The following is a 16774-nucleotide window of genomic DNA, read 5'->3' on the forward strand; positions in this document are numbered from 1 at the left end:
GCGATGAACCCCCTCGACGTGCTCGCCGGTATCGAAACGCAAACGCTGAAGCCCCTGGCCCAGCGCACCGACGCCGAGGGACGCTTTCCACGAGAGACGATCTCGGCGCTGGGCGAGGCCGGCCTGCTCGGGCTGGTCTCGGCCGCGTCGGTCGGCGGCCAGGGCCTGGGCCTGAAGGAGGCCGCGCAGGTGGTCTCGCGCATCGCGCAGACCTGCCCTTCCACCGCGATGATCGTGTGCATGCACTACTGCGCCACGGCAGTGCTGGAACAGTTCGGCCCCGAGGAAACGCGCCGCGCGATCGCCAAGGGCACGCACCTGAGCACGCTGGCCTTTTCCGAGGCCGATTCGCGCAGCCACTTCTGGGCCCCCACCGGCACCGCGCGCGCGGACGGCGGCAACGTGGTGCTCGATGCGCGCAAGAGCTGGGTCACATCCGCCTTCGAGGCCGACAGCTACGTGTGGTCGAGCAAGCCGCTCGCCGCCGAAGGCGCCAGCACGCTGTGGCTGGTCGATGCCAAGTCCGACGGCCTGGGCCAGCCCGGCCGCTTCGACGGGCTGGGCCTGCGCGGCAACGCCTCCACGCCGATCACAGCGAGCAACGTGCGCATTCCCGCGAGCGCCAGGCTCGGCGAGGACGGCAAGGGCTTCGACGCCATGATGGGCGTGGTGCTGCCGTGGTTCTCGGTGCTCAGCGCCGCCTGCTCGACCGGGCTGATGGAAGGCGCGCTGCAGGCCGCCATCGGCCACGTGAGCCAGACGCGGCACGTGCACCTCGATTCGTCGCTGGCCGACCTGCCCACCATCCGCGCCTACCTGGCGAAGGCGCGCATCAAGGCCGACATGGCGCAGGCACTGCTGGACGACACCATCGCCGCCGTCGGCGCGGGCCGTGCCGACACCATGCTGCGCGTGCTCGAGGTGAAGGCAGCCGCGGCCGAGACAGCGCTCGAAGTCACCGACATCGCGATGCGCGTGTGCGGCGGCGCGGCCTTCCGCAAGGAGGCGGGCATCGAGCGCCTCTTCCGCGACGCCCGCGCATCGAGCGTGATGGCACCGACCTCCGACGTGCTCTACGACTTCATCGGCAAGGCCATCACCGGCCTGCCGCTGTTCTGAGGAAAGGATCGACTCCATGCCCGAACCCACGCTGATCATGGGCGCCGTGGCCTACGCGCCCAAGGTCGTCACCATCTGGGAAGGCTTCAAGGCCTTCTTCGCGAAGAACGGCCTGGCCTTCGACTACGTGCTGTATTCGAACTACGAAAGCCAGGTCGAGGCGCAGTTCGACGGCACGCTGCACCTCGCATGGAACTCGCCGCTGGCCTGGGTGCGCGCCGAGCGCATCGCGCGCAGCCGGGGCCTGAAGGTGCAGGCCGTGGCCATGCGCGACACCGACTGCGACCTTCGCTCGGCCATCGTCGTGCGCGCCGACAGCCCCGTGCAGTCGCTGACAGACCTGCGCGGCAAGACCGTCGGCCTCGGCGCGCTCGATTCGCCGCAGGCCACGCTGATCCCGCTCGACCACCTGCGCAGCGAAGGCCTGGTGAAGCAGCGCGACTTCGAGGCTCGCTACTTCGACGTGCTCGGCGGCAAGCACGGCGATCACATCGGCGGCGAGCGCGACGCGGCGCTGGCGCTGATGGCGGGCGAAATCGACGCCTGCTGCCTGATCGACGGCAACCACCTGGCCTTCGGCCTCGACGGCACGCTGCCGCCGGGCAGCACCCGCGTAGTGGCGCGCACCGGCGCCTACGACCACTGCAACTTCACTACCAGCCCCGGCGCGCCGGGGGCGCTGGTCGACCGCTTCGTCTCGCTGCTGATGGCGATGCGCTGGGACGACCCGCAGGTGCGCCCGCTGCTCGAGCTCGAAGGACTGCGCGAATGGCGCACCGGCCGCACCAGCGGCTATGCGCTGCTCGAACGCGCGGTGGACGACGAAGGTTTCTACGACGGCGATGGCCGCATCACCAATCCCGACTATCGATATTGAGTCGCTGGGCCTCGACCAGGGCGCCCTGCTGCTCATCCGCCGCGCACTGGCCGAACGGCCGGTGCGCGGCGAGCTGCGCGTGCGCGGACGCTCGCCGGACTGGCGCATGCACCTGGAGGCCTGGTGCCGGAGCCAGGGGCATGCGCTGCGCTTCGAGGCAGAAGATGCAGTGGTCACGCGCGGCCCGCATGCCGAGGGCCGCTGGCTCGGCGCGCAAACGACCGGCAGCGCCGACGATGCCCCCGCCGAAGATGCCGCTTCCGGCTGGGGCCTGGCCGCGCGCGGTGCCACGGTGGAAGCCGGCAGCCCGCCCTTCTTCTTCGCGCTGCACCGCCGCGACGAACTCTGGGCCGCGACGGCCGGCGAGCTCTACAGGCAGGCGGCCGCGGCCCAGTGGGACCCGGCCACCGCCATCGACTGGGACGCGCCCTTCGAGCTGCCGGACGCCGTCGAGGCTGCAGTCGTGCAGGTGATGACGTACCTCATCGAGAACGAGAACGCCGCGCTGCTGGTGCCGGCACGCCACCTGGGGCAGATCCATCCGCATTTCCGCGAGGTGCTGCAGCTGCTGGCGCTGCAGTGCGCCGACGAGGCGCGGCATGTCGAAGTCTTCACCCGGCGCGCCACGCTGCGCGGCCACCGGCCCGCGCTCTCGACCGCGGGCGGGCAGGCTTCGCTGCGCACGCTGTTCGACGCGCCCGATTTCTCTATTGCCACCTTCCTGCTGGCCGTGCTCGGCGAAGGCAGCTTCGTGAACCTGCTCAACTTTTTGCATGCGCACGCACCCGACCCGGTGACCCGGCAGATCGCGCGGCTCGCCGCACGCGACGAGGCGCGCCACGTCGCCTTCGGCATGGCGCACCTGGAATACCGGCTCTCGGTGCAGCCCGACTACCAGGTGCGGCTGCGCAACGCCATCGAGCTTCGCTACGACACGCTGGCCGGCACGGCGGGCCTCAACGAGGAAGTGTTCGACGCGCTGGTGCTGCTCGCGGCCGGCGAGCTTTCGCCCGCTGCCGTCGCACGCGGCCACGCGGCTGTGCAGCAGCTGCAACGCGACATGGCGGCCGGGCGACGGGCGCGGCTCTCGCGGCTGGGCTTCGGGCACGACGAGGCGCAGCGCCTCGCCGAGCTGCACACCCGCAACTTCATGTGACGGCACACCCACGATGATCATCGGCACCGCAGGCCACATCGACCACGGCAAGACCACGCTGGTGCGCGCGCTCACCGGCGTGGACACCGACCGCCTGCCCGAGGAGAAGCGGCGCGGCATTTCCATCGAACTCGGCTACGCGTACCTGCACGCGCCCGACGGCGTGTCGCTGGGCTTCGTCGACGTGCCGGGCCACGAGCGCCTGCTGCACACCATGCTGGCCGGCGCGACCGGCATCGACCATGCGCTGCTGGTGATCGCGGCCGACGACGGCGTGATGCCGCAGACGCGCGAGCATTTCGCGGTGGTGGCGCTGCTGGGCGTTCGCTCGGCGACGGTGGCTATCACCAAGATCGACCGCATCGATGCCGGCGTGCGCGAGGCGCGGCTCGCGGAGGTGCGGGCCGGCATCGCTGCCCTGCTAGCGCCCACGCCGCTGGCCGGTGCCCCGATGCTGGCGGTATCTGCGACGACGGGCGAAGGCATCGATGCGCTGCGCGAGCGGCTGCTCGACGTGGCGCGCCAGGAGCGCGCGCGAGAAGACGACCTGGCCTTCCGGCTCGCGGTGGACCGGTCGTTCAGCCTCTCCGGCGTGGGCACCGTCGTCACCGGCACGGTCTTCAGCGGCACGGTGCGTATCGGCGACGAGCTGCGCATCGCGCCGGGCAGCCGCACGGTGCGCGTGCGCGGCATCCATGCGCAGAACCAGCAGGCCGAATCGGCTCATGCGGGTCAACGCTGCGCGCTCGCGCTGGCCGGCATCGGCAAGGACGAGGTGCATCGCGGCGAGTGGGTCTGCGCGCAGTCCGTCGCGCTCGCCTCGGCGCGCATCGACGTGCTGCTCACGCTGTGGCCCGACGAGGCGAAGCCGCTGCGCTCGGGTGCGACGGTGCATGCGCACCTGGGCGCGAGCGACGTGATGGCATCGGTCGCGCTGCTCGACCGCGACGCGCTCGCGCCCGGCGAGACCGCGCTGGCCCAGCTGGTGCTGCGCGAACCCGTAGGCGCATGGCACGGCGACCGCGGCGTGCTGCGCGATGCCTCGGCCACGCGCACGGTGGCGGGCGTGCACGTGCTCGATCCCTTCGCGCCGGTGCGCTATCGGCGCACGCCCGAGCGGCTGCGCACGCTGGCGGCATGGGCCATCGACGACCGCGCTGCCCGCGTGACCGCGCTGCTGCACAACGCGCCGATGGGCATCGACACCGCGCAGGTGGTGCGTGCGCTCTCGCTGGCCGACGAAGAAGCGCTGCCGCTGCCTGCCGACGCGGTGCGCATCGGCCATACGGCGATCGCTCGGTCGCACCTGGGGGCGCTCGAAGAACAGATCGCCGAGCGCCTTGCGGATTTCCATCGCACCGCGCCCGACGAGGTCGGCCCCGACGCCCGCCGCCTCAAGCGCCTGGCCGGGCCGCGCACCGACGACGCGCTCTGGCGCCATGCGCTCGACGAGCTGGTCGCGCGCGGCACGCTAGTGCGCAGCGGCACATGGCTGCATCTGCCGGACCACGCCGCACGCCTCAACGAAGCCGAGCAGAAGCTCGCGCAGAAGCTGCTGCCCAGGCTTGCCGATGGCGGCTTCGATCCGCCATGGGTGCGCGACCTGGCGAAGGACTGCGCGGCGAGCGAGGCGATGGTGCGGCAGACGCTCGCGAGCCTCGCACGGCGCGGCGAGACCTTCCAGGTGGTGAAGGACCTGTACTATCCGCTGGCGACCGTGGAGCGCCTTGCGGCGATCGCGCGCGATTGCCTCGACGGGCCCGCAGGCCTGGAGGCCGCGAGCTTCAGGGACGCGACCGGGCTGGGGCGCAAGCGTGCGATCCAGTTGCTGGAATTCTTCGATCGTGTGGGTTACACGCGGCGCGTGAAGGACACGCACCTGCTGCGGCCGGATACGTCGCTGTTCGGGGCGAAGCCTTGAACGACGAAGCAGATCATGGGAGGGGATCGTCCCTGGTGGGGCGGCCGGGCTTCAAACCCGGTTGGTGGCGCCAGTCGTCGCCGGGAAGGTTCGACTCCTTCCCCCTTCCGCCGTCGAGCGGGCATTCGCCTGCTGCGCGATCCGAGCTTGCGACGGCGACTGCCGACTCGACGAGCCGGCGTAGAACCGCCTCTTCAGGGCACCACGTGCAGCGAAGGCTGGCCGGCTTCCACACGGCCGATGACGGCCGCGCGCGAGAAGCCCTCGTCATGGAAGACCTTCAGCACCGCATCGACCGCATCGGGCGCGCAGCTCACGAGCAGGCCGCCCGAGGTCTGCGGGTCGCTCAGCAGGTTCTGCGTGGTGGCGTGCAGTCCGGGCGCGAGGCTCACTTCGGCGCCGTAGCCGGCCCAGTTGCGGCCGGAGGCGCCGGTGACGAAGCCTTCGGCGGCCATGGCCAGCACGTTCTCCAGCAGCGGCACCTTCGACCATTCGACGACGGCCCTGAGCTTCGCGCCGCGCGCCAGTTCGAGCGTGTGGCCGGCCAAGCCGAAACCGGTGACGTCGGTCAGCGCGTGCACGCCGCCGAGCGCCGAAAGCGCGATGCCGGGCGTATTGAGCTTGGTCGTGCTTTCGATGAGCTGGCGGTAGCCGGTCTCGGAGAGCTGTTCCTTCTTGAGCGCGGCGGAGAGCACGCCCACGCCCAGCGGCTTGCCCAGCACGAGCACGTCGCCGGCCTTCGCGTCGGCGTTGCGGCGCACGCGCTCAGGGTGCACCAGGCCCATGGCGACGAGGCCGTAGATCGGCTCGACCGAATCGATGGTGTGGCCGCCCGCAATCGGGATGCCGGCCGCGCGGCACACGTCCTGCCCACCGCGCACGATCTCGGCGATGACCTCCACCGGCAGCTGGTTGATCGGCATGGCCACGAGCGCCAGCGCCATGATCGGGCGCCCGCCCATCGCGTACACGTCGCTGATCGCGTTGGTCGCGGCGATGCGGCCGAACTCGTACGGGTCGTCGACGATGGGCATGAAGAAGTCGGTGGTCGCGATCAGCGCCTGCTGGTCGTTGAGCCGGTAGACGGCCGCGTCGTCGGCGGTCTCGATGCCCACCATGAGCTCGGGCGGAATCAGCCCGCCGGCCTGGTCCTTCAGGATCTGCGACAGCACGCCTGGCGCGATCTTGCAGCCGCAGCCGCCACCATGCGAAAAGCTCGTGAGGCGCAGGGGCGCGAGCGGGTTCATGAGAGTCGGGTTCATGGCGCGATTATCGAATCGGGCCCGCTTTCTACAATCCCGTCCTTTCCAAAACCGCAAGCCTCCGAGGCGCATCCATGAAAAAGACACTCACCCGACTGGCCCTTGCCCTGAGCTTCTGCGCCGCAGGCGCCGGCGCCTTCGCGCAGGGCGTGCTGCGCGTCTCGGCCATTCCCGACGAAGCGCCCACCGAGCTTCAGCGCAAGTTCACGCCGCTGGGCGACTATCTCAAGAAGGAAACCGGCATGGACGTGCAGTTCACGCCCGTGACCGACTACGCCGCCGTGGTCGAGGGCCTGGCCACCAATAAGATCGACCTGGCCTGGCTCGGCGGATTCACCTTCGTGCAGGCGCGCATCCGCACCAACGGCGGCGCGGTGCCCATCGTGCAGCGCGCGGAGGACGAGGTGTTCACCAGCAAGTTCATCGTGCCGGTTGACAGCACCGCCAAGACGCTGGCCGACCTGAAGGGCAAGACCTTCGCCTTCGGCGCGCCCTCCTCCACCTCGGGCAGCCTGATGCCGCGCTACTTCCTGCTGCAGGCTGGCATCAACCCCGAGAAGGACTTCAAGACCGTCGCGTTCTCGGGCGCGCACGACGCCACCGTGGCCTTCGTGGCCGCCTCGCGCGCCGAGGCCGGCGTGCTCAACGCGTCGGTGTGGGACAAGCTGGTGGAGGCAAAGAACCCCAACGCCGCCAAGGTGCGCGTGCTGGCCACCACGCCGACCTACTACGACTACAACTGGACGGTGCGCCCCGGCCTCGACCCCGCGGTCACGAAGAAGCTGACCGACGCCTTCCTCAAGCTCGACCCGGCCAACCCGGCGCACAAGGAAATCATGGCGCTGCAGCGCGCGAGCAAGTTCATCCCGACCAAGTCGTCGAACTACGACGGGATCGAGACGGCAGGCAAGTCGGCCGGCCTGATCAAGTGATTTGTCCGGAGGCGGGTTCGGCCCTCGAAAGCCAGCCGGCATGAGCTTCGCCCTGGACGCCGTCGGCGTGATCCACCCCAACGGCCAGCGCGCCCTGGCCGGCGTGACGCTGTCCGCGCGCGACGGCGAACGCATCGCCGTCATCGGGCCCTCGGGCGCCGGCAAGACCACGCTGCTGCGCGTGCTCGGCGCGGCGCTGCGGCCCACCGAGGGCGAGGTGCAGGCGCTGGGCACCAGGCCTTGGCAACTGCCGGCCGCAGCGCTGAAGAAGCTGCGCGCCAGCATCGGCACCGTGCACCAGTCGCCGCCCATTGCGCCGAGGCTGCGCGTGGTCACCGCCGTGCTCGCGGGGCGCCTCGGCGAGTGGTCGACGCTGCGCGCGCTGGGCTCGCTTTTCCATCCATCGGACATCGCCGGCGCGCACGAGGCGCTCGCGCGGCTGGGCATGGAGGAGCGGCTCTTCGAGCGCTGCGACCGGCTCTCCGGCGGTCAGCTGCAGCGCGTGGGCATCGCGCGCGTGCTGTACCAGCGGCCGGCGCTGCTGCTGGCGGACGAGCCCGTGTCCGCGCTCGACCCCACGCTGGCCGACGCGGCCATCGGCCAGCTCGTCGCGCAGAGCGAATCGACAGGCGCCACGCTGATGGCCTCGCTGCACGCGGTGGACCTGGCGCTGCGCTGGTTTCCGCGCATCGTCGGCATGCGCGGCGGCGCGGTGATGTTCGACCTGCCGGCCGCACAGGTCACGCCCGGGATGCTCGATGCGCTCTACGCGAGCGAAGGCGGCATCGCGACGCAACGACCGCTGCCGGCGGATGCCGCAACAGTCGCGGTAGTGGAGGCGGCCTTCCACCGGCCGGACTGCCCTTGAGCACGGCCGCAGCTTTGCGCGATCCGCACGCCGCGCGCCGGCTGGCTGCATGGACCGCCGTGCTGGTCATCGCATGGCCGATGCTGGCGCTGTCCGAGTTCAAGCCGTGGGCGCTGTTCGGCAGCGGCAATCTCGCGGTCATCGGCGGCTTCCTGGCGGGCTTCTTTCCGCCCGATGGCTCGCCGGCCTTTCTCGCCCTGCTCTTCAAGGCCACGCTGGAGACGCTGGCCATGGCCACGGCCGGCACTGCCCTCGCATTGCTGATCGGCGCGCCGCTGGGCTTCGTGACGACGCGCGCGCTGTCCATCTCGCGCATCGGGCCGGGGCCGGGCCGGGTGCAGGCCGGCGTCGTGCGGCAGGCCGCGCGCTGGCTGCTGATGGTGCTGCGGGCGATTCCGGAGATCGTCTGGGCGCTGCTCTTCGTGCGCGCGCTCGGGCTCGGGCCGGCCTCGGGTGTGCTGGCGCTGGCCATCACCTACGGCGGCATGCTGGGCAAGGTCTACGCGGAGATCCTCGAATCGGCCGACACGCGCCCGGCCCGCGCCCTGCTCGAAGGCGGCAGCGGCCGGCTCGCGGCGCTGTGCTACGGCCTGCTGCCGAACACTGCGCAGGAGCTGGCCTCGTACACCGTCTACCGCTGGGAATGCGCGGTGCGCGCCTCGGTGGTGATGGGCTTCGTGGGCGCGGGCGGCCTCGGGCAGCTGATGGACCAGTCGATGAAGATGCTCAACGGCGGCGAAGCCAGCAGCATCCTGCTGGTGTTCCTGGCGCTGGTGCTGCTGGCCGACCTGCTGAGCAGCGCGCTGCGGAGGCTCTTGGCATGACGACGAAGACGCTGCCTCCGCGCCCGGCGCCGTGCTGGCGCTGCCGCATCGCCCTGCTGCTGATCGGCACGGCGGTGGTCGCGAGCTTCGCCTACCTGGGCATCGACTACCGCGCGCTCGGTTCGATGGAGTCGCTGCGTCTCATGGGCAAGTTCATCGTGGAGTTCTTCCCGCCGGACCTCTCGCCCGACTTCCTCGCCAAGGCGGGCACCGGCGCCCTGCAGACGCTGGCGGTATCGGCCCTCGGCACCGTGCTGGCCGCGCTCGCGGGCGCGGTGCTGGCCTTGCCCGCATCGGGCCGCGCAGGCTGGCCGCCACGCCATGCCGCACGCTTTGCGCTCAACTTCCTGCGCAGCGTGCCCGAGCTGGTGTGGGCTGCGCTGATGGTGCTGGCCGCCGGCATCGGCCCCTTCGCGGGTGCGCTGGCGCTGTCGCTGCACACCACGGGCGTGCTTGGGCGCCTCTTCGCCGAAGCGCTGGAGAACGCGCCGCGCGAGCCCGAGCAGGCGCTGACGCTGTCGGGCGCGAATGCAGTCACTGCCTTCAGCTACGCCAGCCTGCCGCTGGTGCTGCCGCAGTGGGTGGCCTACACGCTCTACCGCTGGGAAATGAACATCCGCATGGCCGCCGTGCTGGGCTTCGTGGGCGGTGGCGGACTGGGGCAGCTGCTGTACTTCCACCTGTCGATCTTCCAGCAGCAGCAGGCGATGACGGTGCTGATCGCGATGTTCGTGCTGGTCACGCTGGTGGACTTTGCCAGCGCTCGCTTGCGCAAGGGGCTCGGGCCAGCCTACGCCTGATCGCCCCTGTCACCGACAATCGGGGGCATGAGGTTCCTTTTGCCATGAGTCATCGCCAGCCCGTGCGGGTGGCCGACCGCCACGCCTTCGACACGCTGATCGACGCCCGCTCGCCGGCCGAGTTCGCGCTCGACCACATCCCGGGCGCCATCAACTGCCCGGTGCTGAACGACGAGGAGCGCCACATCGTCGGCACCGTCTACGTGCAGACCGGCGCCTTCGAGGCGCGGCGCATCGGCGGCGCGATGGTGGCGGCCAACATCGCCAGGCACCTGCGCGAGACGCTGGCCGACCGGCCCGAGAACTGGAAGCCGCTGGTCTACTGCTGGCGCGGCGGCATGCGCAGCGGCTCGATGGTCACCTGGCTGCGCCTCGTCGGCTGGGACGCCCAGCAGCTCGCCGGCGGCTACAAGAGCTTTCGCCGGCACGTCATCTCGCAGATCGATACGCTGACCCCGAAGCTCGACCTGCGCGTGATCTGCGGCGCCACCGGGAGCGCCAAGACCCGGGTGCTGCACGCGCTGGCCGCGCGCGGCGCACAGGTGCTCGACCTGGAAGATTTCGCCCGCCACAAGGGTTCGCTGCTCGGTTCGCTGCCGGGCGTGGCGCAGCCTTCACAGAAGCACTTCGAGACGCGCATCGCGGCGGTGCTCGAGACCGTCGACCTCTCGCGCCCGCTATACGTGGAGGGCGAGAGCATCCGCATCGGGCGGCTGTCGCTGCCGCTGCCGCTGGTGGCGCAAATGCGCGCCGCGCCATGTATCGAGGTGGCAGCCCCGCCCGAGGCACGGCTGGCTTATCTGCTGCGCGACTACGCCTATCTGGGTGATGACCGGGACGCGCTGGCCGACAGGCTGGGCGCGCTCAAGGAACTGCAGGGCAAGGAGACCGTCTCGCGCTGGCAGCAGTGGGCGCATGAGGCGGATCTACCGCATCTGTTCGCGGAGCTGATGGCGCTGCATTACGACCCGCACTATCTGAAGTCGCAGGAGCTGCATTTCCGCGCCTGGGCGCAGCGGCAGCGCGTGGCGGCCGGCGATCTTTCGGATCAGGGGATCGAAGTGGTAGCCGATGCGGTGCTGGCGCTCGAAAGAACCGCCCCGCCCAGCCCATCGGCATAAAGCACGCCCCGCGGCGCGCGGCACAGCCCCCAGAACCGCAGGCCGCACAGCTCGGCCATGCGCACGCCCATGGCGGTCGGCGCGGAGATGGTCGCCATCGACGCGATGCCCACGCGCGCGCACTTGCGCACGAGTTCGTGGCTGCCGCGGCTGGACATCAGCACGAAGCCCGGCTCCTGCAGGCGGTTCGCGCGTGCGAGGCTGCCGATGAGCTTGTCGAGCGCGTTGTGGCGGCCGACGTCTTCCATCAGGTCGGTGAGTTCGCCGTCGACGGTGGCCCATGCGGCCGCGTGGATCGCACCTGCCTCGGCGTTGAACACCTGGCGCGGCGGCATGCCCGCGAAGGCGCGCAGCACGGTGGGCAGGTCGATGCGTTCGATCCAGTCGCGCCGGGGCACGGGCTGCGGAGACAGGTCGAGCCCCGCGAAGCTCTCGACGCCGCACACGCCGCAGCCGGTGCGGCCCGCGAGGCTGCGGCGGCGGTCCTTCAGGCGCTCGAAGCTGCGCGTGGAAATCTCGAGCTGTACCTCGATGCCGGGCATGCCGGCGGGTAGGCCGGCTTCGGAAGCATCGACGGTGCGCACGTCGATGCCGCGGCAGTCGGCGGCGGTGTCGAGGATGCCCTCGCTCAGCGCGAAGCCGAGTGCGAAGGCATCCATGTCCTGCGGGGTGGCCATCATCACCGCGTGCGAGACGCCGTTGAACACCAGTGCCACCGGCACCTCGGCAGCAAGGATGTCGTCGCGCAGCTCGCCTTCGGGCGCGACGCCTCGCTCGCCGAACACGCGCACGGCGTGCCGCGACAGCGGCGGCAGGGTGTCTTCGGAATCGTCGTGATCTGGCTTCGACATGGGGGCTCCGGCTGGTCGAGCCATTGTCGGCTCAGTCGCGGTTCTCGTCTTCGGGAGGAAGTGTTCCCACCTGCGCCCGCCCGGCTTCGAGCAGGTGCGCGACCCAGCGGTCGTCTTGCTGCACCACGCGCACCCAGCCCGGGCCGCGCACGCCGCCGATGGCGGCATCGCCCATCATCGTGAGCCGGCGCATCAGCACGCTGGCACCCTGGCCCAGCCGCTTGCCCAGGCGCGGCAGCGAGACGCCCGTGCCGTCGGGCTCCTGCGCGAGCATGCGCAGGATGGCCACCGACAGGCTGTCCTGCAGCAACGCACTCATGCCGCCACCATGCCGTCTGCCTCGTCCTCCGCCAGTTTCTGGATCGGCAGCTCGTGCGGCACCAGCACCACGGGAATGGACTTGGAAGTCGGCGTGCCGGCGTTCTCGGCCACGGCCGACAGCGGCACCAGCGGATTGGTCTCGGGGTAGTAGGCCGCGATGTTGCCGCGCGGGATGTCGTAGGCCACCAGCTTGAACCGGTCGGCGCGGCGCTCCTGGCCGTCGTTCCACACGGTCTGGATGTCGACCCAGTCGCCGTCCTTCAGGCCGAGCGCGCGGATGTCTTCCTTGTTGATGAAGACCACGCGGCGCTGGCCGAACACGCCGCGGTAGCGGTCGTCCATGCCGTAGATGGTGGTGTTGTACTGGTCGTGCGAGCGCGTGGTCAGCAACGTGAAGACGATGGTGTCGCCCTTTTTCGCGAATCGTGCCCGGGCACGGTGCGAAGGCGTGTCCAGCGGCACGGCATGCGTGAAGAACACGGCCTTCTTCGACGAGGTGTTCCACACGCGCTCGTTCGCGGTGTTGCGCAGGCGGAAGCCGCCGGGGTGCGCCACGCGGGCGTTGAAGTCCTTGAAGTCGTCGAACACGGCTTCGATCTTGTCGCGGATGCGCGAATAGTCCTCGATGAGCCACAGCCACGGCGTGTTGCTGCGCGCGCCCAGCGTGGCCGCGGCGAGCCGCGCGACGATGGCCGGCTCTGACAGCAGGTGCTCCGACGCGGGCGGGTTGATGCCCATGGAGATGTGCACCATGCTCATGGAGTCTTCCACCGTCACGCCCTGCTGGCCGCCGGCCTGCATGTCGATCTCGGTGCGGCCCAGGCACGGCAGGATCAGCGCTTCGCGCCCGTGGATCACGTGGCTGCGGTTGAGCTTGGTGGTCACGTGCACCGTGAGCTCGCACTGCTTCAGCGCCTTCCAGGTCTGGTAGGTGTCGGGCGTGGCGGCCGCGAAGTTGCCGCCGAGCGCGAAGAAGACCTTGCCCTTGCCGTCGAGCATCGACTGGATCGCCTCGACGGTATCGACGCCGTTGCGGCGCGGCGGCTCGAAGCCGAACACCTTCTGCAGGCGGTCGAGCAGCGCGGCGGGCGGCTTCTCCCAGATGCCCATCGTGCGGTCGCCCTGCACGTTGCTGTGTCCGCGCACCGGGCAGGCGCCCGCGCCCTCGCGGCCCATGTTGCCGCGCATCATGAGCAGGTTGCCGATCATCTGGATCGTGGCCACCGAATGCTGGTGCTGCGTGATGCCCATGCCCCAGCAGGCGATGACGCGCTCGGCGCCCAGGTAGACGTCGGCCGCAGCGCGAATCTGTTCCTCGCTCAGGCCCGATTCGCGCACCAGGATGTCCCACTGCTCGGCGCGCAGGTCGGCCGCCAGTGCATCGAAGCCGGTGGTGTGCTCGGCGATGAATGCATGGTCGAGCACCGAAGGCTCGCCGCGTGCCACGGCCTCGTCCTCGCGCTCGATGACGTGCTTCATCATTCCCTTGATGGCGGCGAAGTCGCCGCCCACGCGCAGCTGGAAGTAGTGCGTGCTGATGGGCGTGGAGCCCAGGGTCGCCATCTCCAGCTTGTCCTGCGGGTCGGCGAAGCGCTCAAGGCCGCGCTCGCGCAGCGGGTTGAAGCTCACGATGCGCGCACCGCGCTTCGACGCCGCGCGCAGCTCGCCGAGCATGCGCGGGTGGTTGGTGCCGGGGTTCTGGCCGAAGATGAAGATCGCGTCGGCCTTCTCGAAGTCGTCGAGTGTGACCGTGCCCTTGCCCACGCCGAGCTGCGGGCGCATGCCGCTGCCGCTGGGCTCGTGGCACATGTTCGAGCAGTCGGGAAAATTGTTGGTGCCGTACTCGCGCACGAAGAGCTGGTACAGGAAGGCCGCTTCGTTGCTGGCCCGGCCCGAGGTGTAGAAGATGGCCTGGTCGGGGTCGGGCAGCGCGTTCAGGTGCCGGGCGATGCGCGCGAAGGCGTCGTCCCATTCGATCGGCACGTACTTGTCGCTCGCAGCGTCGTAGGCCATCGGGTGGGTGAGCCGGCCCTGGTCTTCGAGCCAGAAGTCGCTCTGCCCGGCCAGTTCGGCCACCGTGTGCTTCGCGAACAGCTCGGGGCCTGCGCGGCGCGCGGTGGCCTCGGCGGCCACGGCCTTCACGCCGTTCTCGCAGAACTCGAAGGTGGAGGCGTGGTTGCGGTCGGGCCAGGCGCAGCCCGGGCAATCGAAACCGTCAGGCTGGTTGGCCGAGAGCAGCGTCTTCGCGCCCTTGATCGGAATGTCCTGCCGCAGCAGCGCATTCGTCACGCTGCGCAATGCGCCCCAGCCGCCCGCCGGGCCCTTGTAAAACTCGATCTTCTGCTCGCTGCTCATGCGAGCGAGTGTTCGCCGCGGGCCGCTGGAGCGTCAAATTGAATCGGGACATGCGGCGATTCAAAAAGGAAATGAAGCCAGCCGCCTCAGACTCCGCGGGTGTCCCTCATCAGCAGCCCCCTCAGCTTGCGCCGCAGCGGCGTGTCTTCCGCGAGGCGAGCACCGGCCGCCTCGTGCAGCGCGACATCGCGGCTCTCGGCGTTGTGCAGGTCGATCTCGCGGACCACCCGGCCTTCGCTGTAGACGAAGGCCACGTCGGCCAGGGCGAGCACGTCCTCGATGTCGTGCGTGATCATCAGCACCGGAATGCCCCACTGCCTGCGCACCTGGGCGAGTTCCTCGCGCAGTTCGGCGCGCAGCATGGGGTTGAGGGCGGCGAAGGGCTCGTCGAGCAACAGCACCTGCGGCTCGCAGGCCAGGGCGCGGGCCAGCGCGACGCGCTGGCGCTGGCCGCCCGAGAGGTTCTGGGGGCGGCTGTCGGCCAGCGCGGCGAGGCCGAAGCTTTCGAGCAGGGCATGGACGCGCTCGGCGTCCTTCGCGGCGGGCCTGCGGCGATGCCATGCGGTCAAGCCGAAGGAGACGTTCTCGCGCACGCTGAGATGCGGGAACAGTGCGTAGTCCTGGAAGAGATAGCCGATGCGCCGCGCCGGCGCGGGCACGTCGATGCCCTGGGCCGAGTCATACAGCGTGCGGCCGTCGAGCCGCACGTGGCCCGAGCTGGGATGCAGCAGGCCGGCGATGGCCTGCAGCGTGAGCGACTTGCCCGCACCCGACGGGCCGTAGAGCGCGGCAAAGGGTACGTCCGTCGCGAAACGCACTGCGAGATCGAAGCGCCGGCGGCCGTCGGCCACCGTGAGCTTCAGATCGACATCGATCATGGCTTGCCGAATCCGTAGCGCGCGAGCACTTCCTGGGCGGCGGGCGTCGAGAGGAAGGCGATGAAGTCGCCGGCCAGCGCCTTCTGCCTGCTTTCGGCGACCACGGCGATCGGGTAGGTCACGGGCGTGTGGCCGGTGGGCGTGAAGGCGATCTTCACCTTGTCGCCGGCGATGGCCGCGTCGGTGCGGTAGACGAAGCCGGCCTCAGCCTCGCCGCGGCTCACGTAGTCGAGCACCTGGCGCACGCTGTCGGCCTGCACGAACTTGGGCTCCAGCGCGGTCCAGAGGTTGGCGTTGTCGAGCACCTGCCTGGTGTAGCGGCCGACCGGCACGGTCGCGACCTTGCCCACGGCGATCTTCCTGACCCCGGCGCCGCCCAGGTCCTGCAGCGACTTCAGGCCCAAGCCCTCCTTCGCGGGCTCGATGAGCACCAGGCTGTTGGTGACGAAGTCCTTGCGCGTGGCGGCATCGATGGCCTTCTGCTCGACGCCGCGGTTCATGGTTTCCTGGTCGGCGCTGGCGAACACGTCCACCGGCGCGCCCTGGCCGATCTGCTGCAGCAGCACGCCCGAGGCGGCGAAGTTGAAGCGCACCGAGGCGCCGGCCTTGGCGGCTTCGAACTTGGGTCCGATCTCCTTGAACGCATCCGTCAGGCTCGCGGCGGCGGACACTGTGATCTGCTGGGCCGAGGCGGCCAGCGGCAATGCGAGCGCGACGACGAGGGACAAGAGACGGAACGGACGCATTGCAACTCCTTGTGGGTATGGATGGAACACGAGATCAGCGAAGCGAGAAGAAGCGGTTCGACAGCACCAGCACGGTGATGGACAGCAGCGAAGTGACGATGACCAGCAGCAGCGCGAGGTCGTCGTGCCCGGCCTGCACCGCGTCGTAGATGGCCATCGACAGCGTCTGGGTCTGCTTCGGAATGGAGCCGGCCACCATCAGCGAGGCGCCGAATTCGCCCATGGCGCGCGCGAAAGCCAGCAGCGTGCCGGCCAGGATGCCGGGCCAGGCCAGCGGCAGCGTGACGCGCAGGAACACCGAGAACGGCGACTGCCGCAGCGTGCTGGCGGCTGCTTCGAGCGAGCGGTCCACACCCGCGAACGCCGCGCTGGCCGACTTGAGCACCAGCGGCAGCGCCACCACGGCCGAGGCCACCACCGCGCCGTGCCAGCTGAAGATGATGGTGTAGTCCAGGTGCTCGCGCAGCCAGCCGCCCAGCGGGCTGCGGCGCCCCGCGGCCACGAGGATGGCGTAGCCGATCACCGTGGGCGGCAGCACCAGCGGCAGCATGAAGACGGCTTCGAGCACGTTGCTGCCGAAGAATTTCTTGCGCGCGAACACCCAGCCCAGCGCCACGCCGATGATCAGCGCCAGCACGGTCGCCACGGCGGCGACCTTGAGCGACAGCACCAGGGGGAACCAGTCGGTCGAGGCGATAAGCGAGTTCGTCATGTTCATGAAAATACGGCGCGATTGTTACACG

General features: G+C 70.1%; 16 protein-coding genes and 1 tRNA gene. 10 read left to right on the plus strand and 7 right to left on the minus strand.

The window, feature by feature from the left end; all coding sequences use genetic code 11:
• Positions 1-3 precede the first annotated feature (3 nt).
• From ABL843_RS24345 to ABL843_RS24365, 5 genes are all read left to right on the plus strand, one after another.
• Entirely contained in the window at positions 4-1119 is a 1116-nt protein-coding gene (locus ABL843_RS24345) for an acyl-CoA dehydrogenase family protein (RefSeq protein ID WP_418117625.1), read from the plus strand.
• A 16-nt stretch (positions 1120-1135) separates the two neighbouring features.
• A complete protein-coding gene (locus ABL843_RS24350) occupies positions 1136-1996 on the plus strand; it encodes a phosphate/phosphite/phosphonate ABC transporter substrate-binding protein (protein WP_418117626.1) in 861 nt (286 codons plus the stop codon).
• The gene (locus ABL843_RS24355) at positions 1962-3152 is read left to right on the plus strand and encodes a ferritin-like domain-containing protein (protein ID WP_418117627.1); all 1191 of its coding nucleotides are present in this window, start codon (positions 1962-1964) and stop codon (positions 3150-3152) included. Before ABL843_RS24350 ends, ABL843_RS24355 begins: the two co-directional genes overlap by 35 nt.
• A gap of 13 nt (positions 3153-3165) precedes the next feature.
• Positions 3166-5073: a selenocysteine-specific translation elongation factor gene (selB, locus tag ABL843_RS24360; protein ID WP_418117628.1), complete on the plus strand. Its 1908-nt coding sequence runs from the start codon at positions 3166-3168 to the stop codon at positions 5071-5073.
• A 17-nt stretch (positions 5074-5090) separates the two neighbouring features.
• Positions 5091-5183: transfer RNA gene (locus ABL843_RS24365), tRNA-Sec, on the plus strand.
• 84 nt (positions 5184-5267) lie between these two features.
• Here the strand turns inward: ABL843_RS24365 and selD are convergent.
• Positions 5268-6335: a selenide, water dikinase SelD gene (selD, locus tag ABL843_RS24370; protein ID WP_418117629.1), complete on the minus strand. Its 1068-nt coding sequence runs from the start codon at positions 6333-6335 to the stop codon at positions 5268-5270.
• A 74-nt stretch (positions 6336-6409) separates the two neighbouring features.
• On the opposite strand from selD, the gene ABL843_RS24375 reads away from it, so the two are divergent.
• From ABL843_RS24375 to mnmH, 5 genes are read left to right on the plus strand one after another with little or no spacing between them, the layout of a single operon-like run.
• A complete protein-coding gene (locus tag ABL843_RS24375; protein ID WP_369661040.1) occupies positions 6410-7267 on the plus strand; it encodes a putative selenate ABC transporter substrate-binding protein in 858 nt (285 codons plus the stop codon).
• A 40-nt stretch (positions 7268-7307) separates the two neighbouring features.
• On the plus strand, positions 7308-8135 hold the full coding sequence (locus tag ABL843_RS24380; protein ID WP_418117630.1) for a phosphonate ABC transporter ATP-binding protein: 828 nt from the start codon (positions 7308-7310) through the stop codon (positions 8133-8135).
• Positions 8132-8959 (plus strand): PhnE/PtxC family ABC transporter permease, encoded by an 828-nt coding sequence (locus tag ABL843_RS24385; RefSeq protein WP_418117632.1) that lies wholly within the window; start codon positions 8132-8134, stop codon positions 8957-8959. Before ABL843_RS24380 ends, ABL843_RS24385 begins: the two co-directional genes overlap by 4 nt.
• Positions 8956-9759 carry a phosphonate ABC transporter, permease protein PhnE gene (gene phnE, locus ABL843_RS24390; protein WP_418117633.1) on the plus strand — a complete coding sequence of 268 codons (804 nt, stop codon included), beginning with the start codon at positions 8956-8958 and terminating at the stop codon, positions 9757-9759. Before ABL843_RS24385 ends, phnE begins: the two co-directional genes overlap by 4 nt.
• 44 nt (positions 9760-9803) lie before the next feature.
• Positions 9804-10880, plus strand: a complete 1077-nt coding sequence (gene mnmH / locus ABL843_RS24395) for a tRNA 2-selenouridine(34) synthase MnmH (RefSeq protein ID WP_418117634.1) — start codon at positions 9804-9806, stop codon at positions 10878-10880.
• Here mnmH and fdhD read toward each other — a convergent pair.
• The 6 genes from fdhD to modB form a co-directional block, all read right to left on the minus strand.
• Positions 10808-11731: a formate dehydrogenase accessory sulfurtransferase FdhD gene (gene fdhD, locus ABL843_RS24400; protein WP_418117635.1), complete on the minus strand. Its 924-nt coding sequence runs from the start codon at positions 11729-11731 to the stop codon at positions 10808-10810. The two genes, mnmH and fdhD, sit on opposite strands and share 73 nt — an antisense overlap.
• Positions 11732-11762: 31 nt before the next feature.
• Positions 11763-12050 (minus strand): hypothetical protein, encoded by a 288-nt coding sequence (locus tag ABL843_RS24405; RefSeq protein WP_126024758.1) that lies wholly within the window; start codon positions 12048-12050, stop codon positions 11763-11765.
• The gene (locus ABL843_RS24410) at positions 12047-14407 is read right to left on the minus strand and encodes an FdhF/YdeP family oxidoreductase (RefSeq protein ID WP_418117636.1); all 2361 of its coding nucleotides are present in this window, start codon (positions 14405-14407) and stop codon (positions 12047-12049) included. Before ABL843_RS24410 ends, ABL843_RS24405 begins: the two co-directional genes overlap by 4 nt.
• Before the next feature lie 86 nt (positions 14408-14493).
• Positions 14494-15285: an ABC transporter ATP-binding protein gene (locus tag ABL843_RS24415; protein ID WP_184642509.1), complete on the minus strand. Its 792-nt coding sequence runs from the start codon at positions 15283-15285 to the stop codon at positions 14494-14496.
• Entirely contained in the window at positions 15282-16031 is a 750-nt protein-coding gene (gene modA / locus ABL843_RS24420; RefSeq protein ID WP_418117637.1) for a molybdate ABC transporter substrate-binding protein, read from the minus strand. Before modA ends, ABL843_RS24415 begins: the two co-directional genes overlap by 4 nt.
• A gap of 34 nt (positions 16032-16065) precedes the next feature.
• Complete coding sequence (modB, locus tag ABL843_RS24425; protein WP_184642511.1) at positions 16066-16749, minus strand: molybdate ABC transporter permease subunit; 684 nt, start codon at positions 16747-16749, stop codon at positions 16066-16068.
• Positions 16750-16774 lie beyond the last annotated feature (25 nt).

Source organism: Variovorax sp. 350MFTsu5.1 (assembly GCF_048302515.1).
Lineage (GTDB): Bacteria > Pseudomonadota > Gammaproteobacteria > Burkholderiales > Burkholderiaceae_C > Variovorax > Variovorax guangxiensis.

Coding starts and splice junctions, on each gene's coding strand:
- modB (WP_184642511.1), bottom strand. CDS start 16,749: ATGAACATGACGAACTCGCTTATCGCCTCGACCGACTGGTTCCCCCTG.
- ABL843_RS24405 (WP_126024758.1), bottom strand. CDS start 12,050: ATGAGTGCGTTGCTGCAGGACAGCCTGTCGGTGGCCATCCTGCGCATG.
- modA (WP_418117637.1), bottom strand. CDS start 16,031: ATGCGTCCGTTCCGTCTCTTGTCCCTCGTCGTCGCGCTCGCATTGCCG.
- ABL843_RS24345 (WP_418117625.1), top strand. CDS start 4: ATGAACCCCCTCGACGTGCTCGCCGGTATCGAAACGCAAACGCTGAAG.
- phnE (WP_418117633.1), top strand. CDS start 8,956: ATGACGACGAAGACGCTGCCTCCGCGCCCGGCGCCGTGCTGGCGCTGC.
- selD (WP_418117629.1), bottom strand. CDS start 6,335: ATGAACCCGACTCTCATGAACCCGCTCGCGCCCCTGCGCCTCACGAGC.
- ABL843_RS24350 (WP_418117626.1), top strand. CDS start 1,136: ATGCCCGAACCCACGCTGATCATGGGCGCCGTGGCCTACGCGCCCAAG.
- ABL843_RS24410 (WP_418117636.1), bottom strand. CDS start 14,407: ATGAGCAGCGAGCAGAAGATCGAGTTTTACAAGGGCCCGGCGGGCGGC.
- ABL843_RS24355 (WP_418117627.1), top strand. CDS start 1,962: ATGGCCGCATCACCAATCCCGACTATCGATATTGAGTCGCTGGGCCTC.
- mnmH (WP_418117634.1), top strand. CDS start 9,804: ATGAGTCATCGCCAGCCCGTGCGGGTGGCCGACCGCCACGCCTTCGAC.
- ABL843_RS24415 (WP_184642509.1), bottom strand. CDS start 15,285: ATGATCGATGTCGATCTGAAGCTCACGGTGGCCGACGGCCGCCGGCGC.
- selB (WP_418117628.1), top strand. CDS start 3,166: ATGATCATCGGCACCGCAGGCCACATCGACCACGGCAAGACCACGCTG.
- ABL843_RS24375 (WP_369661040.1), top strand. CDS start 6,410: ATGAAAAAGACACTCACCCGACTGGCCCTTGCCCTGAGCTTCTGCGCC.
- fdhD (WP_418117635.1), bottom strand. CDS start 11,731: ATGTCGAAGCCAGATCACGACGATTCCGAAGACACCCTGCCGCCGCTG.
- ABL843_RS24380 (WP_418117630.1), top strand. CDS start 7,308: ATGAGCTTCGCCCTGGACGCCGTCGGCGTGATCCACCCCAACGGCCAG.